General features: G+C 56.2%; 24 protein-coding genes. 19 read left to right on the plus strand and 5 right to left on the minus strand.

All coding sequences use genetic code 11. The features are described 5' to 3' along the window. Positions 1–42 precede the first annotated feature (42 nt). The 16 genes from ACT3UM_RS06100 (at position 43) to ACT3UM_RS06175 (ending at position 15,824) form a co-directional block, all read left to right on the plus strand. A complete protein-coding gene (locus tag ACT3UM_RS06100; RefSeq protein WP_035556106.1) occupies positions 43–726 on the plus strand; it encodes a TetR/AcrR family transcriptional regulator in 684 nt (227 codons plus the stop codon). 119 nt (positions 727–845) lie between these two features. Next, positions 846–2,174, plus strand: a complete 1,329-nt coding sequence (locus ACT3UM_RS06105) for a class-II fumarase/aspartase family protein (RefSeq protein ID WP_498897032.1) — start codon at positions 846–848, stop codon at positions 2,172–2,174. 174 nt (positions 2,175–2,348) lie between these two features. Beyond that, on the plus strand, positions 2,349–3,182 hold the full coding sequence (locus ACT3UM_RS06110; protein WP_498897034.1) for a CoA transferase subunit A: 834 nt from the start codon (positions 2,349–2,351) through the stop codon (positions 3,180–3,182). Beyond that, positions 3,182–3,955: a CoA-transferase subunit beta gene (locus tag ACT3UM_RS06115; RefSeq protein WP_498897036.1), complete on the plus strand. Its 774-nt coding sequence runs from the start codon at positions 3,182–3,184 to the stop codon at positions 3,953–3,955. Before ACT3UM_RS06110 ends, ACT3UM_RS06115 begins: the two co-directional genes overlap by 1 nt. Before the next feature lie 10 nt (positions 3,956–3,965). Further along, the gene (pcaF, locus tag ACT3UM_RS06120; protein ID WP_498897038.1) at positions 3,966–5,168 is read left to right on the plus strand and encodes a 3-oxoadipyl-CoA thiolase; all 1,203 of its coding nucleotides are present in this window, start codon (positions 3,966–3,968) and stop codon (positions 5,166–5,168) included. Between the two features lie 11 nt (positions 5,169–5,179). Further along, positions 5,180–6,349 (plus strand): alpha/beta fold hydrolase, encoded by a 1,170-nt coding sequence (locus ACT3UM_RS06125; RefSeq protein WP_498897040.1) that lies wholly within the window; start codon positions 5,180–5,182, stop codon positions 6,347–6,349. 32 nt (positions 6,350–6,381) lie between these two features. Next, on the plus strand, positions 6,382–7,113 hold the full coding sequence (gene pcaH / locus ACT3UM_RS06130) for a protocatechuate 3,4-dioxygenase subunit beta (protein WP_144810002.1): 732 nt from the start codon (positions 6,382–6,384) through the stop codon (positions 7,111–7,113). A gap of 30 nt (positions 7,114–7,143) precedes the next feature. Beyond that, positions 7,144–7,776: a protocatechuate 3,4-dioxygenase subunit alpha gene (pcaG, locus tag ACT3UM_RS06135; RefSeq protein WP_498897042.1), complete on the plus strand. Its 633-nt coding sequence runs from the start codon at positions 7,144–7,146 to the stop codon at positions 7,774–7,776. A 410-nt stretch (positions 7,777–8,186) separates the two neighbouring features. After that, entirely contained in the window at positions 8,187–10,151 is a 1,965-nt protein-coding gene (locus ACT3UM_RS06140; protein ID WP_498897044.1) for a type VI secretion system Vgr family protein, read from the plus strand. 3 nt (positions 10,152–10,154) lie between these two features. After that, positions 10,155–10,688 (plus strand): hypothetical protein, encoded by a 534-nt coding sequence (locus ACT3UM_RS06145; RefSeq protein WP_498897046.1) that lies wholly within the window; start codon positions 10,155–10,157, stop codon positions 10,686–10,688. Next, on the plus strand, positions 10,688–11,512 hold the full coding sequence (locus ACT3UM_RS06150) for a DUF4123 domain-containing protein (RefSeq protein ID WP_498897048.1): 825 nt from the start codon (positions 10,688–10,690) through the stop codon (positions 11,510–11,512). The genes ACT3UM_RS06145 and ACT3UM_RS06150 overlap by 1 nt, the downstream gene beginning before the upstream one ends. Beyond that, on the plus strand, positions 11,509–13,431 hold the full coding sequence (locus ACT3UM_RS06155) for a hypothetical protein (protein ID WP_498897050.1): 1,923 nt from the start codon (positions 11,509–11,511) through the stop codon (positions 13,429–13,431). Before ACT3UM_RS06150 ends, ACT3UM_RS06155 begins: the two co-directional genes overlap by 4 nt. 9 nt (positions 13,432–13,440) lie before the next feature. Then, positions 13,441–14,346 (plus strand): hypothetical protein, encoded by a 906-nt coding sequence (locus tag ACT3UM_RS06160; RefSeq protein ID WP_498897052.1) that lies wholly within the window; start codon positions 13,441–13,443, stop codon positions 14,344–14,346. Further along, positions 14,343–14,606, plus strand: a complete 264-nt coding sequence (locus ACT3UM_RS06165; protein WP_498897054.1) for a PAAR domain-containing protein — start codon at positions 14,343–14,345, stop codon at positions 14,604–14,606. The genes ACT3UM_RS06160 and ACT3UM_RS06165 overlap by 4 nt, the downstream gene beginning before the upstream one ends. 103 nt (positions 14,607–14,709) lie before the next feature. After that, positions 14,710–15,564 (plus strand): hypothetical protein, encoded by an 855-nt coding sequence (locus ACT3UM_RS06170; RefSeq protein WP_498897056.1) that lies wholly within the window; start codon positions 14,710–14,712, stop codon positions 15,562–15,564. Then, positions 15,561–15,824, plus strand: coding sequence for a PAAR domain-containing protein (locus ACT3UM_RS06175; protein ID WP_498897058.1), 264 nt, complete (start codon positions 15,561–15,563; stop codon positions 15,822–15,824). Before ACT3UM_RS06170 ends, ACT3UM_RS06175 begins: the two co-directional genes overlap by 4 nt. A 161-nt stretch (positions 15,825–15,985) precedes the next feature. Here the strand turns inward: ACT3UM_RS06175 and ACT3UM_RS06180 are convergent, their stop codons facing one another. The 3 genes from ACT3UM_RS06180 to ACT3UM_RS06190 all read right to left on the minus strand — a co-directional run bounded on the left by ACT3UM_RS06180 (position 15,986) and on the right by ACT3UM_RS06190 (position 19,123). Then, on the minus strand, positions 15,986–17,008 hold the full coding sequence (locus tag ACT3UM_RS06180; RefSeq protein WP_498897060.1) for a TRAP transporter substrate-binding protein: 1,023 nt from the start codon (positions 17,006–17,008) through the stop codon (positions 15,986–15,988). Positions 17,009–17,090: 82 nt separating this feature from the next. After that, positions 17,091–18,059: a PDR/VanB family oxidoreductase gene (locus ACT3UM_RS06185; protein ID WP_498897062.1), complete on the minus strand. Its 969-nt coding sequence runs from the start codon at positions 18,057–18,059 to the stop codon at positions 17,091–17,093. Beyond that, positions 18,056–19,123 carry an aromatic ring-hydroxylating dioxygenase subunit alpha gene (locus ACT3UM_RS06190; protein WP_498897064.1) on the minus strand — a complete coding sequence of 356 codons (1,068 nt, stop codon included), beginning with the start codon at positions 19,121–19,123 and terminating at the stop codon, positions 18,056–18,058. Before ACT3UM_RS06190 ends, ACT3UM_RS06185 begins: the two co-directional genes overlap by 4 nt. Positions 19,124–19,265: 142 nt before the next feature. On the opposite strand from ACT3UM_RS06190, the gene ACT3UM_RS06195 reads away from it, so the two are divergent. Both ACT3UM_RS06195 and ACT3UM_RS06200 read left to right on the plus strand, forming a co-directional pair. Beyond that, the gene (locus tag ACT3UM_RS06195) at positions 19,266–19,943 is read left to right on the plus strand and encodes a GntR family transcriptional regulator (protein ID WP_498897066.1); all 678 of its coding nucleotides are present in this window, start codon (positions 19,266–19,268) and stop codon (positions 19,941–19,943) included. Positions 19,944–20,160: 217 nt separating this feature from the next. Continuing rightward, positions 20,161–21,354 (plus strand): DcaP family trimeric outer membrane transporter, encoded by a 1,194-nt coding sequence (locus tag ACT3UM_RS06200; RefSeq protein ID WP_498897068.1) that lies wholly within the window; start codon positions 20,161–20,163, stop codon positions 21,352–21,354. Between the two features lie 161 nt (positions 21,355–21,515). Here the strand turns inward: ACT3UM_RS06200 and ACT3UM_RS06205 are convergent, their stop codons facing one another. Both ACT3UM_RS06205 and ACT3UM_RS06210 read right to left on the minus strand, forming a co-directional pair. After that, on the minus strand, positions 21,516–22,751 hold the full coding sequence (locus ACT3UM_RS06205) for a thiolase family protein (RefSeq protein WP_498897070.1): 1,236 nt from the start codon (positions 22,749–22,751) through the stop codon (positions 21,516–21,518). A gap of 94 nt (positions 22,752–22,845) precedes the next feature. Further along, positions 22,846–24,657 (minus strand): feruloyl-CoA synthase, encoded by a 1,812-nt coding sequence (locus ACT3UM_RS06210; RefSeq protein WP_498897072.1) that lies wholly within the window; start codon positions 24,655–24,657, stop codon positions 22,846–22,848. Between the two features lie 143 nt (positions 24,658–24,800). On the opposite strand from ACT3UM_RS06210, the gene ACT3UM_RS06215 reads away from it, so the two are divergent. After that, entirely contained in the window at positions 24,801–25,304 is a 504-nt protein-coding gene (locus ACT3UM_RS06215; RefSeq protein ID WP_498897074.1) for a MarR family winged helix-turn-helix transcriptional regulator, read from the plus strand. The last annotated feature ends 38 nt before the right edge of the window (positions 25,305–25,342 follow it).

A 25,342-nucleotide genomic window follows, 5' to 3' on the forward strand; every position in this document is an offset into this window, starting at 1 on the left:
ATACTAGACCAAAGACGACCACGACAATAAAAGGCATGCTCTATGACAGCTCCTTCTACCAAGGCCAGTCCCCCTGCCGCGGGGCGACGGCGTAAAAATGACCCCGAATCCGTACGCGCCGATATTCTTGCGGTGGCCACTCGCGAGTTTTCCGAAAAAGGCCTCTCAGGGGCCCGGATTGATGAGATCGCCGAAAAAACCCGCGCCTCCAAGCGCATGATTTACTACTACTTTAATGATAAAGAGACGCTCTATCTGCACACCCTGGAAGCCGCCTATCAGAAAGTGCGCCTTCAGGAAGCCGAGCTTGATCTTGACCACTTAGCCCCCCTTGAGGCGCTTAGCCGACTAGTGCGGTTTACCTTCTGTCATCACGCCAAAAACCCCGATTTTATTCGCCTGGTAATGATCGAAAATATTCATCATGGCCGCTTTTTGGCGCAGTCAGAGTTGATTCAATCACTCAACGCCGGGGTGATTGATGCGCTCACCAACGTCTATGCTCGCGGTTTAGAGGTGGGCTGCTTTCGCGAAGGCTTGGATCCACGGGAACTGCACTGGCTGATTAGCGCGCTGTCGTTTTTCAATGTCTCAAACCAGCACACCTTTTCGCGGATTTTTGATTGGCAACAAGCCGCGCCTGAGAACCAGCGCAAACTAGAAGATCACGTTACCGAGATGGTACTGCGCTACGTGGGCACTGACGCTACGCTGTCGCAATCGTAAGTACCGGCCTATTTAGCGCATGGTTCGAATGACGAACATATGTACAATTCTGTTCTGAGTCGTGCCTTTATGAACTGTTTTGCTGGTTCTGAACAACGTTAATAGGAGGCGTAACGCCCATGCCTGCTGGATTTTTAAAGCATCCTTTTATGAGCCAGCGCGCCGTCGCTGAGTGTGACGATGACGCCATGGTGAATGCCATGCTGGCCTTTGAATTAGCCCTGGCCGAGGTACAGGAAACCAGCGGCGCGGTACCTGCTGGGGTTAGCCAGCAAATGCACGAACAGTTGGAAAATGCGGCTTTCAATAGTGAAGAGATCGCGGCGGGCATTGCCAGCGGTGGCAATGTGGCGATTCCGTTTGTAAAGCAGAGCCGCTCGCTGCTTTCCGATGACATCAAGCGTTACTGGCATCAAGGGGCGACCAGCCAGGATGTCGTCGACTCCGCGCTGATGCTCCTACTTAAACCACGCCTGGCGGCGCTGGATGAACTGTTGGTGCGCTGCCGTTCAGCGGCGCTCACGTTGATGAACGCTCACGCTGATACGCCCATGGTGGGTCGAACGTTAATGCAGCAGGCACTCCCCATTACTTTTGGGGTGAAGGTGGCCCACTGGGCAATCGGCTTGGAGCAGAGCCGCCGCCGTTTGGGTGAGGTGGAACTGCCCGTTCAGTTTGGTGGCGCCGTGGGCGTGCACTCGGGCTGGGACACTCTAGGGCTTGAGTGGATGGACGCCTTGGCTGCGCGGCTAGGATTGGCGGTGCCGGTGCTGCCCTGGCATACCGACCGCTACCCCATTCATGCCCTTGGCACGGCGTTAGATGCCGTCGCGGGGGCCGCTGAAAAAATCGCCCTGGATGTGTCGCTGCTCACCCAAACCGAAGTCGGCGAAGTGGCGGAACCCTCGGCGCCGGGAATGGGCGAGTCTTCCTCCATGCCCCATAAGCGTAACCCGGTGCGCTGCGCGCTGATTCGCGGCGCCGCTCGGCAAGTGCATGGGCATGCGAGCGTGTTGATCAACGCTGCCGCCCAGCCCCTTGAGCGCGGTTTAGGTGAGTGGCATGCAGAGTGGGCACCGCTAATGGAGAGTGCTCTGCTGGTGGAGGGTGCCTTGGAGCAAGTGGCCGTGCTGCTCGAAGGGCTTGAGGTCTATCCCGGAAAAATGCAGCGCAACTTAGCCGCTACCGGCGGTGGCATTATGGCCGAGCCAGTGGCACGTTTGCTGGCGCCTACGCTAGGTGTGGAGAAAGCCAAAGCAGTCAGCGCAGAGGCGGCAGAGACCTCACGCCAGGAAGCTCGCCCCTATGCTGATGTACTCGCCAACCATCCTGATGTGAAAGGAGCCGTAGACCCCGAGGCGCTGCGCAATGCCTGCGACCCCGCTTTATACCTTGGTAGCAGCGCTGCCCAGGTTGCTCGCGCCAAAAAATGGTTAGACGCGCAATAAATATATTTAAAAACAAATAATTACGTTTGTTTCTGGAGTGGAAAGTGGGTTCGTCAGAACAATTTGTTGGGCGCCGATGCGTTTGACCCCAATAACGTTCAGCAGTAGATTGTTCGTATAGAGGATCTATGTTCGCTTAACGAACATCCTGCTAACCGTTAAGAGGCACCCATCATGGCCGAGTTTCTCAGCTTGCATGACGCGGTAGCGCGCTACGTCGAAGACGGCGCCACCGTGGCCATGGAAGGTTTTACCCACCTGATTCCGTTTGCTGCTGGTCACGAAGTGATCCGCCAGAAAAAGCGCGACCTGACCCTGATCCGCATGACCCCCGATATCATCTACGATCAAATGATTGGTGCAGGCTGCGCGAAAAAAGTCATCTTCTCTTGGGGCGGTAACCCCGGAGTGGGCTCGCTGCACCGCCTGCGCGATGCGGTGGAGAAGGGCTGGCCGCGCCAGATCGAGATTCTTGAGCATAGCCACGCGGCGATGGCCTGCGCCTTTGAAGCGGGCGCCGCGGGGTTACCGCTGGCGGTTTTTCGCGGCTACATCGGTAGCGAACTGCCCAGCGTTAACGATCAAATCAAGTTCATCGAGTGCCCCTTTACCGGCGAGCGCTTAGCCGCTGTGCCCTCAGTGCGCCCGGATGTCTCGATAATCCACGCTCAGCGGGCGGATCGCCAAGGCAATGTACTGGTAGAAGGCATTGTTGGTGTACAGAAGGAAGCCGTACTCGCCGCCAAGCACAGTATTGTCACGGTGGAAGAGATTGTTGATGACCTGGGGGCTACCCCCAATGCCTGCGTGATACCAAGTTGGGCGATTAGCGCCGTTGCGGTAGCGGAGAAAGGCGCGCTGCCTTCCTACACCCACGGCTACTACGGCCGCAGCAACCGCTTCTATAAAGAGTGGGATGCGATTGCTCGCGACCGCGACACCTTCACCCAGTGGCTCGATGACAACGTCTATAACGTTGCCCAACATCATGCAGGGGAGAAAGCCTAATGAGTCTGGAATATACCTCTTCTGAAATGATGTCGGTGACCGCTGCGCGGGCACTTGAAAATGGCATGACCTGCTTTGTGGGCATCGGCCTGCCCTCGGAAGCCGCCAACCTGGCGCGGCTGACTCACGCCCCCGATGTAGTGCTGATTTATGAATCCGGCACGCTGCAAACCAAGCCCGATACGCTGCCGCTCTCCATCGGCGATGGCGAACTGTGTGAGTCAGCGCTGACCACCGTGGCAGTGCCCGAAATGTTCCGCTACTGGCTCCAAGGCGGCAAAGTGAGCGTGGGCTTTTTAGGCACCGCACAAATCGACCGCTTTGCTAATCTGAATACCACGCTAATCGGCGATTACAAAGCGCCTAAAGTGCGCCTGCCGGGTGGGGGCGGCGCGCCGGAAATCGCCACCAACGCCGGTGAAGTGTTTATCACCCTGAAGCACTCAAAGCGCGCCTTTGTAAAAGACGTCGACTTCGTTACCACCCTTGGGTTTGGCCGCGACGGCAAAGGGCGTGACAACGTACCCAATATCGGCAAAGGCCCTACCCGGGTGATTACCGACCTGTGCGTAATGAAGCCTGATCCGGAGACCAAAGAGCTGGTGGTGGTATCGCTGCACCCTGGCGTTACCCGCGAAGACGTTATTGACGCGACCGGCTGGGAAATCCGCTTTGCCGAGCAGCTTGAGAGCACCCCAGAGCCCAGCGAAAACGAGCTGACGATTTTGCGCGAGCTCAAAGCCCGCACCGAGCGGGCCCACGCGGGCGAATAAGGAGTTTGCTATGAGTGACGTTTATTTATGTCATCCCCGCCGCACCGCAGTAGGCCGCTTTGGCGGCACCCTGGCCAGCGTGCGCCCGGATGATTTCGCCGCGACAATCTTTAAAGCCGTATTAGCCGAAGTGCCGAATCTTGACCCAGCCGCCATCGAAGAGGTGTTTATGGGCTGCGCCAACCAGGCCGGTGAAGATAACCGCAACGTGGCGCGTATGTCGTCGCTGCTGGCGGGCATCCCGACCTCGGTACCTGGCACCACCATGAACCGCCTATGCGGCTCCGGTATGGACGCCGTCGGCACGGCGTTTCGCGCCATTAAAGCCGGTGAGATGGAGCTGGCACTGGCAGGTGGCGTGGAGTCCATGTCACGTGCGCCCTATGTGATGGGCAAGGCCGACAGCGCCTTCGCCCGCGGGCAAAAAATTGAAGACACCACCATTGGTTGGCGCTTGGTCAACCCGCTGATGAAGAAAACCTACGGCATTGATTCCATGCCGGAAACGGCAGAAAACGTCGCCGAGCAGTTCGCTATCTCGCGGGAAGATCAGGACGCTTTTGCCCTGCGCTCCCAGCAGAAAGCCGCGGCCGCTCAAAAGGCTGGGCGCTTTGCCCAAGAGATCACTGCCATTGAGATTACCCGCCGCAAGCAGGATCCACTAATCTTTGATCAGGATGAGCATTTACGGGAGACCACTCTCGATAAACTGGCAGGTTTGCCTACGCCCTTCCGTGAAGGCGGCAGCGTGACCGCAGGCAACGCCTCGGGCGTTAACGACGGCGCGGCGGCGATGTTGGTGGCCAGCGAAGCGGCGGTTAAACAGCACGGTCTTAAACCGATGGCGAAAATCATCGGCATGGCCACGGCAGGCGTAGAGCCGCGCATCATGGGCTACGGGCCGGTACCGGCAGTGCAGAAACTACTCAAGCGCACCGGTATCTCGATGAATGAGATCGATGTGTTTGAGTTCAACGAAGCGTTCGCCGCCCAGGCCTTGGCGTGTATGCGCGACCTCGGCCTTAAAGATGACGACCCACGTGTTAATCCCAACGGTGGCGCGATTGCGCTGGGGCACCCGCTGGGTATGTCCGGAGCCCGCCTGTTGTTGACCGCCGCCCATGAGTTGCAAAACAGTGGCAAGCGCTATGCACTGTGCACCATGTGCGTAGGCGTGGGTCAGGGTATCGCTACGTTGATTGAACGCGTTTAACGGAGATCGTCATGGCATTTCATAGCATCAACGGCCGTAGCGTGGCCTACCGGCTGCTCGGCGCAGAAGTGAACCCGCTGGTCGTACTGGCGCACCCTTTGGGCATGAGCCAGGCAGTATGGGATGACGTGATCCCCGCGCTGCTGCCCCGCTATCGGGTGCTGACCTGGGATCTTCCCGGCCACGGTGCTAGTCAGGCAGTCAGCGGTGCACAAATCACACCCGTTGATTTAGCCGCTGAGGCTCTGGCATTGGCAGAACTGGCGGGCGCTAAGCGCTTTCACTTTGCCGGGACGTCCATTGGCGGTGTCGTCGGCCAACAGTTGATTGCCGAGCATGGTGATCGCCTGCTCTCCGCTACGCTGACCAACACCGGCGCAGTGATCGGCAACCCAGATCTCTGGAATACCCGTGCAGGGCGGGTGCGCCATGAAGGCTTGGCGGCCATGTCGGAAGAGATTGTACCGCGCTGGTTTGCCCCAGCAGCCTTTGAGGCAAGCCCCGCGCTGAAAGCGGGCTGGTGTACACAGATGGGCCGTGGTGACGATGAGTCCTACGCCCAGCTGTGTGAAATGCTTGGCCGCGATACCTTCACTGGCAAATTAGCTGCTAAGCAGGCCAAAGTGCAGCTATTTGGCGGCAGTGAGGATATGGCTACCCCCCCCGCGACGCTGGAAGCCCTGGCGGCAGAGCTCGGTGACGCACCGCTGGAGATTTTTGACGGTGTGGGCCATGTGCCTGCAGTCGAAGCCCCGACGCTGTTCGCGCAAAAGCTCCTCGCCGTGATGGCAACGGATCTGGGCGATGTGGCCGACCACGGCGTGGCTTACGCCACTGGCCTTGAAACCCGCAAGCAGGTATTGGGAGAAGAGCATGTGGCGCGCTCTACCGCCAACGCCAACAGCCTGGATGCACCCTTCCAGCAGATGATTACCCGCTTAGCCTGGGGCGAGCTGTGGAGCAATGATGATCTCACGCGGCGTGAGCGCAGCATGATCACTACCGGGATTCTCGCCGCGCTTGGTCGTGAAGAGCTAACGCTGCACTTAAAAACCGCCAAGCGGATTGGCCTAACCCAGGCTGAGCTGCGCCAAGTGCTGATGCATGTGGCGATTTACGGCGGCGTTCCGGCTGCCAATCACGCCTTTGCCCTCGCCAAAGAGCTGGGCTGGGGCGAGTAGCGAATCAACATAATTGATAAGAGGTAAGGGCGATGACCCACGATAACAAACGCTTTGTGGCACGCGACCGCAACTGGCATCCGCCCGCCTATGCGCCGGGCTATAAAACCTCGGTAGCGCGTTCACCCCAGCAGGCGCTGGTAAGTATGCAGCAACCGACTGTGTCTGAACTGACCGGCCCGGATTTTAGCCACCTGCGCATGGGCCCCCACGATAATGACCTGCTGCTAAACTTCCGCCAGGATGCGAGCCAGGGCGGGTTACCCCAGGGCGAGCGGATTATGATGTTTGGCCGAGTCGTCGACCAGTTTGGCAAGCCAATACCGCACACCCTGGTAGAAATGTGGCAGGCCAATGCGGGCGGGCGCTACCGGCATAAAAACGACAAGTACCTAGCACCGTTAGATCCCAACTTCGGTGGCGTTGGCCGCTGCTTGACCGATGACCAGGGCTTTTACCGCTTCCGTACTATCAAGCCCGGCCCTTATCCCTGGCCGAATGATATGAATAGCTGGCGGCCTGCGCATATTCACGTCTCGGTAACTGGTCCTTCAATCTCCACCCGGTTAATCACTCAGATGTACTTTGAAGGCGACCCGCTGATCCCGCTTTGCCCGATCGTGCATACACTGAAAGACCCGCTCGCGGTTGAGACGATGATTGGACGGCTGGATATGGCCCACAGTAAGCCGATGGACTTCCTTGCCTATCGTTTTGATGTGGTGGTGCGCGGTGAGCTGCAAACCTTCTTCGAAAACCAATAGCTGAAAACCAATAAGGGCAGGGGATAAATCATGAATCAGCCTAACAGCCAGCCGACCAGCGACCTGATGCTGCGGGAAACCGCCTCGCAAACCGCGGGCCCCTACGTGCATATTGGTCTTGCCCTGGCCGCTGCCGGTAATCCCGTGCGGGACGAAGAGATCTGGAATGAGATGGCCAAGCCTGACGCCGAGGGTGAGCATATCGAAGTGGTCGGCATTGTCATCGACGGCAACGGCGATCTGGTGCGCGATGCCTTTATTGAGGCGTGGCAGGCCGATGCTAACGGTGACTACCAAGCCGATTACGACCTTAGCAAACCGTTCAATAGCTTTGGCCGCACCGCGACGACGTTTGATCACGGCAGCGAGTGGTCGTTGACCACCATCAAGCCCGGCGCGGTGAAGCACCCCAGCGGGCATTTAATGGCGCCGCATATTAACCTGACGCTGTTTGCCCGGGGTGTGAATATCCACCTGCAAACGCGGCTCTATTTTGAAGATGAAGCTGAAGCGAACGCCCAGTGCCCGGTGCTATCACGCATCGAATCACCGGCACGCCGCCAGACCCTGATCGCCAAGCGCGAAGAGGTCGATGGTAAGGTGCGTTATCGCTTTGATATCCTCCTGCAGGGTGAAGGAGAGACGGTGTTTTTTGATTTTTAAGTCGTTATTCTCAACATAAAAGCGCTGTGATGCTGTCATGGCGCTTTTTTATGTGTCCTGCGCGATGATCGAACAGCTAAGCAAGTTCTATTTTATGGGGTTGACCACAGTCGTTCGTGTCAGGATCCTGAGTCGTAGTCTGATGGTTCAATGGTATTTGAAGGGAGAATGTTTGTAAGCTATTTCGGAAAGTTTTGTAAGAGATCTCTTACAAAAAAACAGCAGTGATAATAAGCTGTTTTTCTCAACCAGCTGATTTTATTTAATTACTGCTGGTTTTGTATGTTCTAGAACCGGTAGGCATCCCTTAGGTCATCTCCGCTTTGTCACTGCACATGGTTGCGCCCTCACGGTATCTCGCTACGCTAAGCGCTTCTTATTTAGCAATTGATGATCCTGGGAGTCGTGCGATGGCAAACGGTAATGGCCTTTCCTTTACCCTTACCTTGCCGGGCGTAGACGATGTCGCCGTGGTGGATTTTACCCACTGTGAGGCCCTTTCAAGCCCCTTTGAGCTAATGCTCAACATTGCCAGCCGCAATGGTCAACTCAGTGCCGCCGAGCTGTTGGATCGTGAAGCCACATTGACCATCTGGCAAGGAGGCGACGCACTTCGCCACATCCACGGCATAGTCAGTGAATTTGCCCAGGGCGACCGTGGGCACCGTCGTACTTATTACTCGCTGGTGCTTCGCCCCGCGTTGTGGCGGCTTTCACTGCGCCACAATGCGCGTATCTTCCAGAAAGTCACGCCCATTCATATCATCACCACTCTATGTCAGGAACGCGGCATGGGCGATGTCACCTTTGACGTGTCCCGTGAACTGGCCGAGCGTGAGTACTGTGTACAATACCGCGAGAGCGACCTTGCCTTTATCGAGCGCCTTGCCGCTGAAGAAGGATTGTTTTATTACCACACCTTCGAGGCAGGCGCCCACCGGCTGGTCTTTACCGATGCCTCTCAAACGCTGGAAAACCTCGGCGAGCGCACCTACCACAGCCGGGCAGGGGGAGCACCGCCCACCCGCCATGTGCGTAAGCTTCGCCATACGGCGCGGGTGGCCAGTTCTTCCGTCACGCTAAAGGACTACAGTTTTAAGACCCCAGGCTATGCACAGTTGCATGAGCATCAGGGCCATGATGTGGAAGAGCACGGCCAACAAGCTGACTACGAACACTACGACTATCCCGGGCGCTACAAACAGGATGCCTCCGGCAAACCGTTTACCCGTATTCGCTTAGAGCACCTGCGCCGTGAAGCGGTGACCGCCCGCGCTGAGAGTGACCTGCCGGAACTTGCCCCTGGCGTTCGCTTTACGCTGACAGACCATGATAACGACAGCCTTAATCGTGACTGGCAGCTTATCGAGGTGATTCATCACGGCGAACAGCCCCAGGCGTTGGAAGAAGACAGTATTTCCAGTAGCGATACCGCAGGGATGACCCGCTACCACAACACGCTAGTGCTAGGGCCTGGCGACACCGCCTGGCGGGCAACACCCAATGTGAAACCACGTGTCGATGGACCTCAGGTAGCTTTTGTCGTAGGTCCCTCAGGGGAAGAGATTCACTGCGACGAATATGGTCGTGTCAAGGTACAGTTCCCCTGGGACCGCGACTCAGAACCCAATGAAAAAGCCAGCTGTTGGGTGCGGGTGTCCCAAGGCTGGGCAGGGGCAGGCTACGGCAGCATCGCGATACCCCGTATTGGCCATGAAGTGATTGTTTCCTTTCTGGAAGGAGACCCCGACCAACCCTTGGTAACTGGGCGCACATATCACGCGGCGAATACCGCGCCGTATCCCTTGCCCGAGCATAAAACCCGCACCGCGATCAAAACTCAGACCCACCAAGGCGAAGGCTTTAACGAGCTGTGCTTTGAAGACAAGGCCGGGGAAGAGTTTATCTACATGCATGCCCAGAAAAACCTGGAGCTGCATGTCCTCAACTCCCGCCAGAAGCGGGTCGAATTCGACGACACCGCCACCATCGGCAATAACTCTCACCTGGCCGTCGCCAAGGACCGCGTCGAAACCATCGACGGCAATCGTGATATCACCGTTCGCACTAACCACACCGAACAGGTGGACGGTGATCGCGGGCTAACGGTAGGTGGCAGCTACCAGACCCACGCCAATGGCGATATCACTTTCAAAGCCGATGGCGAGCTGATCCTCGATGCTAGCAAAATCACCCTGGTCGCCGGTGGCGCAGCGCTGGTGGTCGGCGGTGGCAGCGTGGATGTCACCCCGGTACTTAATGTCGGCTCGGCATCGCCCAGCGCGGCGGCGCTGCCCAGCATTCCCGCCGTGCTGGAAGCCGCTGCAGGGGAAGGCAGCCCGTTTGTCTCCCACTGCCCGCTCGAAGGGGAATAACCCATGGCAATGGCCGACTACTGGCTGGCTCGCTGCCATGTCATGGCGCACTCCCCCAGCACCCGACGCTGGGAAGAAGACGCCGACGAAGCCGTTACCGTGGCTGCGGTGTTGGCCGAAGACGAAGCCCAGGTAAGGGCGCTGTTACAGCAGCAGTGTCACGAGGATGGCATGGGACTGATCCGCCTTGACGCCATCGAAACCCTGCTTCAGCGCTGCCGCCGCGAAGTCCTGGTGCAAGGGCTGGTGGAACTGGCCCACACCACCTCGCCGCAACACCCTGTGGCGTATGGCGAGATGCTGGCCCTGTTACCTGAGAAAATGCCCGCGCCTGAGCCGAAAGTAACCCTCCCGCCAGTGGGCTACCAAGCGTCCACTTGGCAAGCGCTGTTTGCTCATCATCAGCCACCGCTATGGGTGGTGATCGATGGCGTTAACTGCCGGGAGGCCATGGCCCGACTTAGCCAAGCTGAGGCACAAAGCGCCTGCCTGTATGCCCAACGGATAACGCCACACGAGCCTATGCCCCCTGGCTAGTGCGCCTTGAAGCCGACAGCGACCTGCGCGAATGGCTGGAAAGCCTGCCCCAGGATCAACATTGGGGGATATTGCTGCAATCAAACGCCACCCTCAAACAACTGCGCAGCCACCTGCGCAAGTTCACCATGCTGTGGACGCCCGCCAACGACCAAGCCCCGGTGTACTTCCGCTTCTACGACCCGCGTGTCGCGCTGGACATGAGCCAAGCCTTAGAACCCTGGAAGCTGGCCGCCTTGATGGCCCCGATAGAGACACTGATCGTGCCAGCCTCGCCGCTGATGACATTGCCGCCGGAACTTGAGTTCACCCCCGCGATGGAACTGGATACCGATACCCGTGAAGTACAGGGAAGGCTAGTGCGCATTGACCTCAGCGACGATGCCCGTGCCGCCAACGGCCAGGGGCGGCAGTTTGCGATAGGGCAGGCGGAGTATCAGCGCTTTGGTGAGCTTGCACAGTCAAGAGCAAGCCAAGCCCTCGCGCGGTCGCTCAAAGAGCGCTATCCCCAGGTATCAGAAGGCGAGCGGATGCGTGCGGTGATCGACGCCACACAGCTAGGGCAGCGCTATGGGCTTGTGTCCAAAAAACAGATCCAAACGCTGGCTATTTGTGTGCTGGAGATGGGCGCCGATTTTGCCCAGCGCCACCCCGATGCTCAGCGGATTCTTGACAACGCAAGGCTAGCTGGCTGGCGGAAGTGCCAGCTACTGGAAGAGTGGCTACCTCGAGGGCGTATACGGCATGCGCTATTAGCTCCCTATCAACAAGCGGGTGAGCATGAAGACAACTATCGGCCCATCGCTGACGAGGAACGTCCATGAGCTATCAACCCAGTATTGAAGACATTGCGTATTTAGTGGAAAACCAACCGGAGCGCTTCTCCAGCCCCGCGACAACGCTAAGATCGATCCAGAATGCTATGCAGGCGGACGACGTTCAACGTGAAGCACTGGAAGCGGCTACAGCCCAAAACCACTACAACGACTTCTTGGCAAATGATGGGCAAGCACTCACGGAAAGCCCGATTCCGCCGGAACCCGCAGACGAAGAAAGCCGTCAGGATCCTGAATTTGGCGCCATGTGCGTTGAGTGTGCCTCACTGACCCCCTGTATCGAACAGGTGGAGGTCGTTTGTCACGGAGGTGAGAATACCCGCGTAGTACTGCAAGGAGAAAATGAACTCTTTGCTACGGACTGTAAAATATACTTCGTTGCGGATCAGTTTGTGACGGGCGAGGGAACCTTCGAAGATTTTCTAGCCGGTACGCAGCTCAAGGATGAAGGCCAAGTAACGATCGAGCTGGCCAGCAACTGCCCCCATGAGCAGCACACGCTCTATTGGACCGACGAGATTAACGGTACTGCGCTCGCCTCAGGAGCGACCTCCACCGTTGATTTTACGGTGATGACCCAGCCCGTTCCGCCCATCACCCTACCCAGCGTTCTGATGGGGGTGGTCTCTACGAATGAAGAGCTCGCCTTTAAAGCCGCCGTCATGTTGCTGAATGTACTCATGAACCGTACCGCCATGGTAAACGAAGAGCGCTTTCGCATCAGTTACGACGGCACGAACGACTTCCATTTCACGACAGTGACGCTACCACAGCTAAAGTTCGATGGCTTGGTGACCATCGCGCCGCCTACGATCGATACCCGCCCGGTCGAAAAAAGGGAAGGCCGTATGATCGCCGCAGAACAGAGCATGGGGTCGCGGGTAAGGCAGGTAACGGCACGGCAAGGCTGGGGCATCCACGCTGACCTCACCGTCGTATGTGGCGCTAAAAACACAACCATCACTGTGGGTAAAAGTCCCAGCGAAACCGAGACCCTCGATACCGGCCCCTCGCTTCGCCAAGCAGAGAACCAGCGGCAACAGCAAAACACGGTTGAGCGATTTATTGGCACTCTGACCGAGGCGTCGCAACGTATCGCCAAAAACCTGAGTGGCACAGAAAATGACGATAGCAAACTATTCAGCTTCTACACCCGTGGCCCGGAGTTAATGCTGGGCGCGACCACTGAGCAGGTGGAAGAGAGCGGTGGCCCCGGAACGAGCTGGGAAATTACACCGGGGCTTTCGTTAGCGTATGAGTGCGGGGTACAGCTCGATATCTACGAAGCATTGAAAATAGCCGCCAGGGGAACCGGCGGTGGCGCTGCGCTCGTCACGTTTCTGGAAAGTGTCGAAGATGGTTTTGATGTGTACTTTGCCGAAGGCCAGTTCATGCCTGCTCTGTTCATGGAAGTTGGGCTAGGGGTTGGCCCCGAAGGCACAGAAGATACGCTCGGCAACCACATGCTCCGTGCCACCTACAACGTACAGGCCAACGCCTTCGAGAAGCCGGAAGGGCAAGTGAGTATCACGCTAAGTGCGCTGGTCAGCGGCGGTATGATGGGGTACTTCGACAGCTTGTTCACCGAGCGAACCGTGTTCAAGTACGGCGTTCAGGTAGCGACCAGCGGCAGTATCGCGATTGCCATCGAGAACGGCCAGTGGGGCTACCAGCTTGCCCACGCCGGTGCGATGCTGAGTGTGCAGGGGTATAAAAAGGCGGATGGTGACACTGTAGAGAGCCGCAACCCAGGTGCTGATGGTCGAAGCCGCCAAAGTCAGCACAGCAGTTCCCAAGTGGTTGAGACAGACGACGGTACTCATTGGCAAGCGGATGGTACGGCCAATAGCTACCGCTTGGCCGATAGCTGGATGGGTTCGTTTCATCCATTTAACAACGCAGGTTAAAGGCATCACATGAAATTATTGATCACTTTTGTTTTATCGGTATTACTCACTATGGGGGCACAGGCAATGGCACAGGAAACCGAGTATCAGTTTGGCGTTCGCTGGAGCGTTAATGGCTTAACCTCTTCGATTGACATACAAGATATTATGCTAAATTTCTCCGGTACGCCGAGCCACCTAGATACGCGCTTGCCGATTTCCCAATACATCAAAAATGGTAAGAATACGGTCAAGTTATATACGTGGCCGCTTGAATATGAGTCTGATCACGAGCTACGAGTATCGTTACTTTATTGGGAGCCGAGTGACAACCCTAACACCGATGCGAAAACTGCTTTTGAAGTTGTCATGATGCCTGGTCAGGATAATGCAGAACCCGAAGTCATTTCTATGGAGCCAGAAGCCCCTTTACAGCCACGGCAAAACGGTATTCGTTTTAATCGTAACGAGGATAACGATACATTGGAAGTCGCGTTCAATAACCGCCAGCAGATGCCCACATGGTGCTGGGAAGAGGGCGATGTTCTAAAGAACAACGACGATACCCGTGATAGTCTGACCCGCGAATACCGTCGGCTACATGCGCTGTTTGCAGCGGGCGATAACGATGCCCTGTTAGCGGCCGCATCGACAAGGACAAAAGAGCTCGCTCTGGCTTCGGGTACCCCGGAAGCTTATGTGCGGGATCGGTTCAGTTACAACATGTATTTCGATAATCCTGATATTTACCAGTTAGACGATTTCCCCGAAGAGCCTATGACGCTAAACTTGGGAGCAGATAATCGTGTGGCCTGGCTAACAACCGAGGGGGTTAATGTTCCCATTGTGTTTAGCCATGTGGGTCAGGGAGACGCCGCTACGTTTATTAGACCTTACTTCATCCGGCGCGATGGCCAGTGGGAAATCTGCCGATGAAACCCATCGCCCGTCAAGGTGACCTACACCGCTGCCCCATTCCCGGCCACGGCACCACGGAAATTGTCTCCGGTTCGCCCTCTCAGGTAGAGGGCCAGCCTGTGGCGCGGGTGGGTGATAAAACCGGCTGCGGCGCCACCATCATCGAAGGTTCCAGCCACTCCAACCATGATGGTAAGCCCACCGCCTACCTGGGCTGCAAAACCGATCATGGTGGTGAGATTATTACCGCATCGAGCAGTGCCAAGGTGGAGCCTTAAAGGGTCGTGTCAGTTTATAGAGTTGGCCAAGGCATTTGATAGCATGAAGAAATGGATAGCTTACTGTTGGCTTGTTGCGCTGACACTTACTGGTGCACCAGCCATGGCACAGGAAACCGAGTATCAGTTTGGCGTACGCTGGAGCGTTAATGGGTTGGCCTCTTCAGTAGATATGCAGAACATAATGCTTGATTTTAAAGGGGTGCCAAGCGAGCAAAACATGATGCTGCCTGCCACGGAGTATATTCGTAATGGTCGTAACGAAGTTCAGTTTTATGCCTGGCCCGTGCCTTCTGCAGTCCCCTTTGAATCCCACCATGAGTTACGCCTTTCATTGGAGTATTGGGAGCCTGGCCAGAATCCCAATATTGAAGCCAAAACGGCCTTTGAAGTGGTTCTGCGGCCTGGCCAGGATAATCCGGCACCAGAGGTAGTGAAGGTGGATGATAATGCACCTCTGCGTGTAGTGGCCGATGCAATCCAGTGGGACGCGGACTACTTCAGATTGGAAGTACCCTTTACCAACCGCCAACCCATGCCGACCTGGTGCTGGGAAGAGGGCGATGTTCTAAAAGACAACGACACTACTCGCGACAGCCTGACCCGCGAGTACCGTCGGCTACATGCGCTGTTTGCGGCGGGTGATAATGAAGCCTTGTTGGACGCCGCATCCACCAGAACCGAGGAGTTGGCTTTAGCCTCGGGTACCCCGGAAGCCTACGTACGGGATCGGTTCAGTTATACCATGTATTTTGATAACCCAGACCTTTATCAATTGAACCCTTTTCCTGACGAGCCGATGACGTTGAACTTAGGAGCAGATAATCGCGTGGCATGGCTAACAACGGAAGGCGTCCAAGTCCCGATAAGGTTTAACCATGTTCAAGAGAATGATGTTTCAAGCAGAGTAAGGCCTTACTTTATCCGCCGCGATGGCCAGTGGGAAATCTGCCGATGAAACCCATCGCACGCAAAGGCGATCTACACCGCTGCCCCATCCACGGTCACGGCACCACGGAAATTGTCTCCGGTTCGCCCTCTAACGTAGAGGGCCAGCCCGTGGCGCGGGTGGGTGATAAAACGAGTTGCGGCGCCACCATCATCGAAGGCTCCAGCCACTCCAATTATGATGGTAAGCCCACAGCGTATCTGGGCTGCAAAACGGATCATGGTGGTGAGATTATTACGGCGTCGAGCAGTGCCAAGGTTCAGCCGTAGCGCTTATGCGGAATGACAGTTGTGGAAGGAGTCAGGCATTGAACGGAGTCGTTGGACGGTTAGTGATAGGCGAATCATTTGGGGAATGTGGTGTTTATCAATTGAGTAGGTAAGAACAATGGGCAGCCTGATATGGCTGCCCTTTTGTTATAGCTTCAAATCTAAACCTGACAGCTTTGCTGTAAATCCATCGCAGCTTCGTAGATGTCGTTGGCAGCGCCGCCAACCTCCTCCAAGTAATCATCAATGGTTTGCTGCAGCACAGGGCCCCATTCGGGGTCTTCAAGGGCGTCTTCAATGACCACAAACTCATGCCCCGCTTCAACGGCTTCTTCACGGCCTTGGCGTATCATCTCGTCGTAAACTTCCGCTGCGCGAAGTGACCACTCCAAGCCGCTGTGGTCATCAATCACCTGCTGCAAATCGGCTGGCAGGCTGTCGTAACTGCGCTGGCTCATGGTGGCGAACAGCGAAAGGTCATACAGGGGGACTTCGGTGTGGTACTGCGCCAGTTCGTTTAGCCGGAAAGTCTTCATGCCTTCCCAGTTGAAACTGAGGCCGTCGACGACGCCACGCTGCATGGAGGTAAACACATCCGGCGCTGGCATGCCCACCGCCTGGGCGCCAAGGCGCTCGAACATATCACCCACCACGGGCGTGGGGCGGCGTAGGCGAAGGCCCTCGAGATCAGCCGGTGTTTCAATCAGCTGGTTTTTGGTATGCAGGTAACCGGGGCCGGTGGTAAACAGGAACAGCGGGCGTGTGTCGGCGTACTCCTGTTCAAAGTATCCCTGATCGTAAAGCGACTGGAGAATACAGGCCCCTTGTCGGGCGCTTGCTGACACCCCCGGCAGCTCGACGACTTGCGTGAGGGGAAAGCGGCCCGCCGTATAACCCTGGGCAGAGGCGCCAATATCGGCGATACCGCTGACAGCACTTTCGTAGGTTTGAGCCGATTTCGCTAGCGTCTGGCTGGGGAACACTTCTACTGTCAGCTGCCCATCTGACGCTTCTTCGACACTTTCAGCCCAGGCCTGAAACAGTTCACGGTCTATCATGGAGCCGCCCGGCCAGACATGCGCTACGCGCAGTGTCGTGCTGGCTTCCACGGCGGGGGCCACGAATGAAACGGCGAACACACCAAACAGAGTCGCCTTGGCTAGGTGGGTGGGTATTTTTTTCATTGTCGTTATCCTGATTGCTAGTCAATGGGGCACGTTTTTATGATTGTTTTGAAACGTTTGTTGAAACGGTGTTTGAGACGATTTAAAGATCCAATACAAGGGTTTTGCTCTTGGCTCTGGAGCAGCAGGGCGTGAATTGATCGTTGGCCGCGTGCTCATCGTCATCCAGGTATAAATCCCGGTGGTCGGGTTCGCCTTCGAGCACCCGGGTGAGGCAGGTGCCGCATACCCCCTGCTCGCAGGACACCATGATATCGATGCCATTTTCAGCCAGTACTTGGTAGACGGTTTTATCGGCGGGCACGGTAAAGGCGGCGCCGCTGCTGGCGATACGCACCTCGAAACTGCCGTCGTCTTCGCTGGTTGTTTCCGCGCCGGTAAAGTACTCGGTGTGCAGTTGGTCAGCTGGCCAGCCACACTGTTTGCCTGTTGATATGACGGCGTTAATAAAACCACTAGGGCCGCAGACGTAGACCTGTGCATCAGCCTCGGGCTCACTAAGCAGTTTTTCCAGATCGAGGGTTGGGGACGCGTCATCATCGTCCAGGTAGAAGTAGGCTCTATCGGCGAAACCTGATGTGTTGATACGCTCACGAAAGGCCATGCGCTCGGCGGAGCGGGCGCAGTAGTACAGCTCGAAATCCGCATCAGTACGCGCTAATCGCTCCGCCATACACAGCAGCGGAGTGATGCCAATCCCGCCCGCCAGCAGGTAAGTGCGCTTTGCGGGTTTAAGCGGGAAGTGGTTTTTGGGCGCGCTAATGAGTAGCAGGCTGCCCACTTTAATCTCATCGTGCATGGCGATGGAGCCTCCTCTGGAGGCCTCATCACGCAACACGCCGATCAAGTAGCGATCCCGCTCTTCAGAGTGGTTGCACAGCGAGTATTGCCGGATTACCCCCTCTTTCACCTGGACGTCAATATGGGCGCCGGCGCTAAAGGGGGGCAGCGGTCGGCCGTGCGGGTCGGCAAGCTCAAAGGTGGCAATGCCCAGCGCCTCCTCATGGCGAGCTTTTACCTCGACAATAAGCGATAGAGAGGGGTGGCTCATGCCGTTGCCTCCTGGGGTTGCTCGGCCTGCTCCTCTTTTAAGATGCGATCAATAATGCGGCGCGCTTGCACGCCCCCGCCATCAATATTGAGTTTCAGCAGTTGGCGGTCGGGGTATTTGAGCAGGTTGCGCTGCTGTGCCTCTAGCATCTCAAGATCTTCTTCGAAGATCTTGCCCTGGCCCTCGCGGATCTTGTCGGTGAGCGCCTGATCTTCCGGCTTGAAGTTACGGGCCATGCCCCAGAAGTACCAGATAGAGGTGTCACTCTCAGGAGTGATAAAGTCGACCACGATGCTGGACGCTCTCACATCCGCCGGTGCTTTAGCGCCGCCATTGCCCGCGTGGGCCACGCCGACTTCGATTAAGACGTGGCTGGGGGGCGTAAAGCGGCAAATTTGCCAGCGGTCGACGGGGACGTCATCAGCAAGCCCATTACCCCTTAGAGCGGCCTGCCAGAAAGGCGGCGCGGGGATATTCTCCATCTCGCGGCTGGTGATCACCTCGCTGCCGTTAACCGTCGTTTCCGGTGCGGCTTCCTCTATCTCGGGTTGGCCAATACTGGAGGCGTGCACATAGGTCTCATGGGTAAGATCCATGAGGTTGTCGATCATCAGGCGATATTCACACTGAATATGGTAGAGACCGCCGCCATACGCCCAGTCGGGGTTGTTGGCCCAGTGCAGCTCGGGAATCAGGTCTGCGTCCGCTTTCTCGGGGTCGCCGGGCCAGACCCAGATAAAGCCGTGGCGTTCTTCAACAGGATAGGCACGATTGCTTGGGAAGCCGCGAACCCGCTGGCCGGGCATGCTGTCGCATTTGCCGCTGCAGTTCATTTCAAGGCCGTGGTAGCCGCAAACCAGCTTGCCATCACGTACAAAGCCCAGGGAAAGTGGCGCGCCACGGTGGGGGCAGAAATCCTCCACGGCGGCCACGCGGTTTTCGTCACCACGGAAGAAAACTAGTTGCTTGTTGCAAATAGTTCGCCCGAGTGGCTTTTCGGTAAGCTCATCAGGGGTGCAGGCGACGTACCAAGTGTTCATTGGAAAGGGTGTTTGTTGAGTCACGGTTAACTCCTTTTTGGTTTAGTGTTGTAATTATGATTATTGGATCCAAAGTAAAGGCTAGGAAGGTTTTTGCAGTCAACCTATACTTTCGTAGAGCTCGCCAATGACTAGCCACACAGTGTTGATATGAGAGGAAAAATAAATGAGTAACAACGATAAAAGTGTCGTCAGTCGGCTGCGAAAATTGATCAGTGAGGGTGCATACGCTCCAGGGGAGCGCCTTGGTGAAGTCGCGGTTGCGGAGCAATTGGGTGTTTCGAGAACGCCGGTAAGGCTGGCTTTTCGCACTCTGGAGCAGGAGGGGTTGCTGCAGCAGGCGGGCAAACGCGGGTTTATGGTGCGTGAATTTACCCAAGCAGACGTGCACTGCGCGGTTGAGGTTCGTGGGGTGCTGGAGGGGCTGGCCGCTCGGCATCTGGCGGAGCAAGGCCTGCCGCCTGACGTCGATAAGGAGTTGAGATTTTGGATCCAAAAAGGAAAGCGGCTGATCGCCAAAGGATACCTTTTAGAATCAGATATTAATCAATGGAGTGAGCTTAATGCTCATTTCCACGGCATTATCATTCATTCCATCGGTAGCGGTGTCGTGGCGGATGCTATTGCAAGAAATAATCACCTTCCTTTCGCTGCCGCCGACTCAATCATCATTGATAGCGATGACTTAGAGCGAGAGTTTAAAAAGCTGCAGTTAGCGCAGTTTCATCATGAGCTTATATTTCAGTCACTTAAACGGGGAGAGGGGACGAGGGCAGAAATGCTGATGCGCGAGCATGCGCTGATCGGGCTGCGGTATCCTGAGCTCCTGGCCGATTCGGAATAAAAATACCTGATAATTTAGTTATAGTGTGTAATTAAACCAAAGTATTAACTTAATAAAATTGTTTATATTCAGTATCTTGTATTATTAGTACGATGCATAGCCTCCAATGTAATTGACAGATGGAGGTTTTTTTTGCAGCTTTAGTACGTAGTGCGGATCAGAGTTCGCATTGAGAACAATTACAACTAGCCACTACGACCAAAAGCAGAGACAAACAATGAAAATTAACCACTTTGTTGCATGCGCCCTTCTCGCTCCCTGTGCGCTTGCTGCCCAGGCCCATGCGTTTGATGTTGTAGAAGCGGGGCAACCTATCGTTACCGGTGAACCAAGCCGTGTAGGCCCGCCCTGGAATCATCGATCAACGATTAATATTCCAGGAACCAAAACAGATATCGCCTTTGGCGGGTACGTTAAGCTCGATGCGTTTTACGACTTCGACTACGATCTGGGGACATCCACGGATCCTTACGCAGTGATGAACCCTGGAAATAGAACCGATGGTCGAACCAGCTTTACGGCCTATGAGTCCCGCCTGAATTTCCGCACCCACACCGCCACTGACTATGGGCGTTTAACCACTTACTTCGAAGGGCATTTTGTGCCCGATGGTAAGTTCGGGCTGCGCCATGCGTATGGCGAACTGAACGGGTTTCTCGCCGGGCAAACGTGGTCAAATTTTATGAGCTTCGTGGGCGGAACACGTACCCTGGCACTAGGGGATCCTAAGGGCTACGCCTTTGAGCGGCAGGCTCAGTTGCGCTATACCCAGCCTGTTGGGGAGGGGAGTTTCTCTGTTGCCCTGGAAAACCCCACTACGGTTATTGCCCGCAATGATGCTTCAGTGGCCGACGGGGAGAGTCAGCTTCCCGATTTGACGCTGCGCTATGAATATAAGCGCTTATTTGCGCTCTCCGGGATAGCGCGTCAACTTTCGACCAATAACATCACCAATACCATTGATGACGAAGTCACCGGCTATGGGGTGCAGGCGCAGTTTAATTTGCCCTTTAATGCCTCCACCAGTTTGCGCGGCAGTGCCACCTTCGGTGAGGGTATCGGTAACTATATGGGTAACCCTGGCAACGTAGGTCACCGTAACGCACCTGACGTCTATGTGAACGGTAACAATCTTGAGGCTATTGAAACCCAGGCATTTGGTCTGTCACTTAATCACTACTGGACGGATAGCTGGTTCAGTTCTGTGGGCGTTTCGCGTCTTGAGCAAGACCTACCCGCAGGCTATGGCGACCATTTCGAAACGCTCGACTATGGGTTTGCCAATGTGATTTGGGATGTTACCGAGCGCATGTCAGTCGGTCTTGAGTACCAGCATGCGGATATCGAACAGGTGAATGGGGTCTCCAATGATGCGAGTCGCCTTCAGGCGAGTGCCACCTTCCAGTTCTAGCGATTTACGCTTTGCAGTGACGTGAAGGTGTAAGTGATTTACTGCTGTTTTGATCACGTTTTAGGCTGGCGCTTTGCCAGCCTTTTTTGGGTCACGTATGGAAAAGGGTGTTTTCTCTAGCGTGCACAGAAGGGCGTAGGTTAAAGACGTGAACGAGCGGTTTATTCGGCTGAGTGCTCAAGCAGAATGGCCATGCCTTGACCGCCGCCAATGCAAGCGGCCGCTATGCCATAGCGCAAGCCATCACGCTTGAGTTGTCGGGCCAAGGACATTGCTAGCCGCAAGCCCGTTGCGGCCAATGGGTGGCCAATGGCGATAGCTCCGCCATGAACGTTGAGCTTGGTTAGGTCGAGATCCAGCTCACGGGCGACTGCGAGCACCTGTGCACCCTGAGCCTCGTTGATTTCGAGGCGGTCGATATCATTGAGAGTGAGGCCGCTGCATTCTAGCAGTAGCCGAATGGCGGGGGCGGGCCCGATACCCATGATTTCGGGCGCTACGCCAACCACGGCCGTGGCGCAGAGGCGCGCCAGAGATGACTTGGCTGCGTGCGAACCTGCCATCACCAGCGCTGCTGCTGCGCCGTCGACAACGGCGGCGCTGTTACCTGCCGTTTGAAGGCCCCCATCGTATACCGGCGATAATTGACTCAACACCTGCCGAGGCGAAGGCCGAATATGGGTATCCTGGTCTACGCGGATGATTTTACGCGGTAGCTGAATGCGCCTATCGCTATAGCCGGCGAGGGAGAAGGTTTCGTTTCCAACCGCAATGATATCCGCAGAGAGGACACCTTGCGATTGGGCTTCGACCGCTAGGGAGAAGCTGCGCTCGGCGTAGGCATCTACCTGCTCGCGAGTGATGACGTAGCGCTGCGCTAAGGTTTCGGCGGTCTGAATCATCGATACATTGGGTGCCGGATCCATTAGCGCCTCCCATAGGAAGTCTTTGAAGGCCACCGGTGCGCCAAGCCCGAATCCGCCGCGATGCGTGTAGGCTGCAATCGGGTTGCGGGTCATGGATTCCGTGCCGACACACAGCACGCACCTGGCTTGTCCGAGCGCAATCTGTTCCGCGGCTTGTTTCAACAGTTCAAAGCCGGTGCCGCAGACGCGCTGCGCGTGCAGGGCAGGAACCTCCTGGGGGACGCCCGCATACAACCCAATATGACGAGGAAGTAAATAGGCATCGAAACTCGCTTGGGCCACGGATCCAGCGATCACTGAATCAACGTCTGTCGGTGCCACACCGCTCACGTTGAGCACTTCCTTGGCGACCTTGATGCCCAGGTCAGTGGGCGAGATCGCCCCCAGCGCACCGTTCAGGTCGGTGAACGGTGTGCGTACAGCGGCAACTAAATGGGTATCCTCAAATGCCGTGTAGTGCCCGCGTGTCATAGTTATTCTCCCAGAATAGCGTAGCGAGCGGCATAGGGCCGCCCATGCGCTCCAGTGGTAATGGCTGCTGTCTTGATGTTAAAAAGTCTCGCTATTAAGACGCTGAGTTAGTCGAGGGTAGGATGATGCGTGGATCGTGGGGTGGCTCAGCATAGAGACAAGCCACGAGATCCGAGTAGCGCTCGCGCACGAGTCGTTGATTCACCGAGCCCTTGTCGGTCAGTTCGCCACGGTCAACGGAAAGCGGTTGGTCGAGTAGCAATAGGCGCTCTAAACGCATGGAGCTTGACTGGCCGCGGCAGTGGGTAGCCAGGCGCTGCGCGAACCACTGGTGCAGGCTGGCGTTGGTGGCCAGCGCATCAAGGGAGATATCCGCTGAGCCAAGCTGCTGCTCACAGGCGGGAAGGTTCAACACGACGATTCCCGTCAGGTAGTCACGCCCTTCGCCGATCACCACTATGTCCTGTACCAGCGGGGCGAAGTGTTCCACAAGTTGCAGGCGCAGGGTGCCCACATTGACCCAGGTGCCGGTCACCAGCTTGAAGTTCTCGCTTAGTCGGCCATCAAAGATTAGCCCACGCTCGGGGTGGTCGGGGTCAATTAGGCGCATAGCATCCCCGGTGCGGTAGTAGCCTTCGTGGTCAAACGCCTCACTGGTTCGCTGTGTGTCGCGCCAGTAGCCTGGTGTGATATTGAGGCCCTTAAGGCGCGCCTCCCATTTATCGTCCGTCGCCACTAGCTTCAGCGTCATGCCTGGCACGGGCTTCCCGATCAGTCCCGGTGTATCGCTGGGTTCTTCGGTGCAAAATGCCAGGCATGCTTCGGTGGAGCCCAGGCCCGTTAACATGGGAACGGGGGTGCCGCGAGTCTGTTCGCCTAACGCTTCCAGAGCAGCGCGCACATGGGCGGGTAGCACGGCACCACCGAAGTGCAGCATTTCCAGGTCGCGGAAAAAGGCCTCGCGCAGGGAGTCATCGTTGCGCAAATGCTCGACCAGCGCCTCGAACCCCTTGGGGACATTGCAGTAAAACGTGGGCGACACTTCGCGTAGGTTCTCGATGGTTCGCTGCACCCCTTGAGCGGTGGGGTTGCCATCATCAATATATAAAGCGCCCCCGTTGTGGATCGCCATCCCCAAAATGGTATTGCCACCGAAGGTGTGGTGCCAGGGTAGCCAGTCGACTAACACCGGGGTGTGCTGCTCTAGAAAGCTTAGCCGTTTCGCTAGCATGGCTTGATTGCTACACAGCATGCGGTGGGTATTGATCACTGCCTTGGGCAGCCCTGTCGACCCTGAGGTAAACAGTAGTTTGGCGATAGTGTCAGGCGTTACGCGGGCGTGGGCACTCTCCACATCGGCAGTCGCTGGCGCCGCGGCGAGTGAATCAAAGGCCAGGGCTCGCTGCGCGGGTATCTTGGCTACACAGGTAACGCCATCATCGCAAACGGCCGTCAGTGCCCGGATAAAGCGCGCCTCCTCATCGACAAATAGCATCCCTGGGGTCACCAGTTCCACCACATGCTGCAGCTTAACGAAATCTTCCGACAGCAGGGCGTAAGAGGGCGACACCGGCACGTAAGGAATACCCACATGCATGGCGGCACAGGCAAGGAGAGCATGTTCGATGCTATTTCCCGACAGCACCATCAGCGGCCGCTCCGTCGACAGGCCATGATCAATCAGCGCTTGTGCCAGACGAATCACTTGCGGCATTGCTTCACCGAAGGTTAGCGTTCGCCACCTGTGTCGACCCTCTTCTCGCTCAGCCAAAAAGGGGCTCAGTGGTGTTTCGCTTGCCCAATGAGTTAGGCGCTGGGTCATGCTGCTGGGATAACTGGGAACATCGCCCCCGTGTAGCCGGTACTCATGGAAGGTGGTGTTAGTCAGCGGAGGGGGGAGTGACATGAATAGCTCCATAGCGAAAAATCTTGGATTTGTTGTGTGCTGTCATCTTGGCGAATATAGTTATAGTTGTTAACTAGATGATTAGCTAGGATGCTGATTTAAGACCATAGTTGTAATTATTTAAATGAGATAGGAATTAACGCATGGCCATATCTAAAAAGGGCACGTCTATTCAGCAAGTTGAGCCTGACGAAAAAGAGCCGACTTCTGTCGCCGGTCTGGTGCTTGAAAATCGCCTTGGTTACGCCTTGAGAAGGGCTCAGCTTGCTGTTTTTAAACATTTTAATGAGGCCATGCAGGAGCATGAGATACGCCCTGCCCAGTTCTCTTCGCTCGTGGTGATTGAAGGCTATCCTGGCATCACTCAAACCAATTTAGCCAAGGTGTTGGACATTGATCCGCCCAGAATCGTTAGCTTAATTAATAATCTAGAGGAAAGAGGGCTGGCTTTGCGGGTGCGCTGTAAGCGAGATAAGCGCTCCCACGGGATTTTTCTTAGCAAAAAAGGCGAAGCCTTAACCGAACAGCTAAAGGAGCTGGCTGAGCAGAGCGATATCAATGCAACTCAATCACTTAGTGAGATTGAGCGGCGTCAGCTGCTGTCTCTTTTAGTGAAAATATACGCAGCAGAAACCATTGAGGAATAAAACTTTAGGCGTATTTTTGTCGGCAACGCTTGCATGCT

The organism is Halomonas sp. AOP13-D3-9 (assembly GCF_052379125.1).
Taxonomy (GTDB): domain Bacteria; phylum Pseudomonadota; class Gammaproteobacteria; order Pseudomonadales; family Halomonadaceae; genus Vreelandella.

What these genes read in the sequence shown, in the direction of transcription:
- ACT3UM_RS06115 (WP_498897036.1), top strand. Translation starts at nt 3,182, where the DNA reads ATGAGTCTGGAATATACCTCTTCTGAAATGATGTCGGTGACCGCTGCG.
- ACT3UM_RS06215 (WP_498897074.1), top strand. Translation starts at nt 24,801, where the DNA reads ATGGCCATATCTAAAAAGGGCACGTCTATTCAGCAAGTTGAGCCTGAC.
- ACT3UM_RS06110 (WP_498897034.1), top strand. Translation starts at nt 2,349, where the DNA reads ATGGCCGAGTTTCTCAGCTTGCATGACGCGGTAGCGCGCTACGTCGAA.
- ACT3UM_RS06175 (WP_498897058.1), top strand. Translation starts at nt 15,561, where the DNA reads ATGAAACCCATCGCACGCAAAGGCGATCTACACCGCTGCCCCATCCAC.
- ACT3UM_RS06195 (WP_498897066.1), top strand. Translation starts at nt 19,266, where the DNA reads ATGAGTAACAACGATAAAAGTGTCGTCAGTCGGCTGCGAAAATTGATC.
- pcaH (WP_144810002.1), top strand. Translation starts at nt 6,382, where the DNA reads ATGACCCACGATAACAAACGCTTTGTGGCACGCGACCGCAACTGGCAT.
- ACT3UM_RS06140 (WP_498897044.1), top strand. Translation starts at nt 8,187, where the DNA reads ATGGCAAACGGTAATGGCCTTTCCTTTACCCTTACCTTGCCGGGCGTA.
- ACT3UM_RS06105 (WP_498897032.1), top strand. Translation starts at nt 846, where the DNA reads ATGCCTGCTGGATTTTTAAAGCATCCTTTTATGAGCCAGCGCGCCGTC.
- ACT3UM_RS06100 (WP_035556106.1), top strand. Translation starts at nt 43, where the DNA reads ATGACAGCTCCTTCTACCAAGGCCAGTCCCCCTGCCGCGGGGCGACGG.
- ACT3UM_RS06180 (WP_498897060.1), bottom strand. Translation starts at nt 17,008, where the DNA reads ATGAAAAAAATACCCACCCACCTAGCCAAGGCGACTCTGTTTGGTGTG.
- ACT3UM_RS06170 (WP_498897056.1), top strand. Translation starts at nt 14,710, where the DNA reads ATGGCACAGGAAACCGAGTATCAGTTTGGCGTACGCTGGAGCGTTAAT.
- ACT3UM_RS06210 (WP_498897072.1), bottom strand. Translation starts at nt 24,657, where the DNA reads ATGTCACTCCCCCCTCCGCTGACTAACACCACCTTCCATGAGTACCGG.
- ACT3UM_RS06185 (WP_498897062.1), bottom strand. Translation starts at nt 18,059, where the DNA reads ATGAGCCACCCCTCTCTATCGCTTATTGTCGAGGTAAAAGCTCGCCAT.
- pcaF (WP_498897038.1), top strand. Translation starts at nt 3,966, where the DNA reads ATGAGTGACGTTTATTTATGTCATCCCCGCCGCACCGCAGTAGGCCGC.
- ACT3UM_RS06145 (WP_498897046.1), top strand. Translation starts at nt 10,155, where the DNA reads ATGGCAATGGCCGACTACTGGCTGGCTCGCTGCCATGTCATGGCGCAC.
- ACT3UM_RS06200 (WP_498897068.1), top strand. Translation starts at nt 20,161, where the DNA reads ATGAAAATTAACCACTTTGTTGCATGCGCCCTTCTCGCTCCCTGTGCG.
- pcaG (WP_498897042.1), top strand. Translation starts at nt 7,144, where the DNA reads ATGAATCAGCCTAACAGCCAGCCGACCAGCGACCTGATGCTGCGGGAA.
- ACT3UM_RS06160 (WP_498897052.1), top strand. Translation starts at nt 13,441, where the DNA reads ATGAAATTATTGATCACTTTTGTTTTATCGGTATTACTCACTATGGGG.
- ACT3UM_RS06155 (WP_498897050.1), top strand. Translation starts at nt 11,509, where the DNA reads ATGAGCTATCAACCCAGTATTGAAGACATTGCGTATTTAGTGGAAAAC.
- ACT3UM_RS06205 (WP_498897070.1), bottom strand. Translation starts at nt 22,751, where the DNA reads ATGACACGCGGGCACTACACGGCATTTGAGGATACCCATTTAGTTGCC.
- ACT3UM_RS06165 (WP_498897054.1), top strand. Translation starts at nt 14,343, where the DNA reads ATGAAACCCATCGCCCGTCAAGGTGACCTACACCGCTGCCCCATTCCC.
- ACT3UM_RS06125 (WP_498897040.1), top strand. Translation starts at nt 5,180, where the DNA reads ATGGCATTTCATAGCATCAACGGCCGTAGCGTGGCCTACCGGCTGCTC.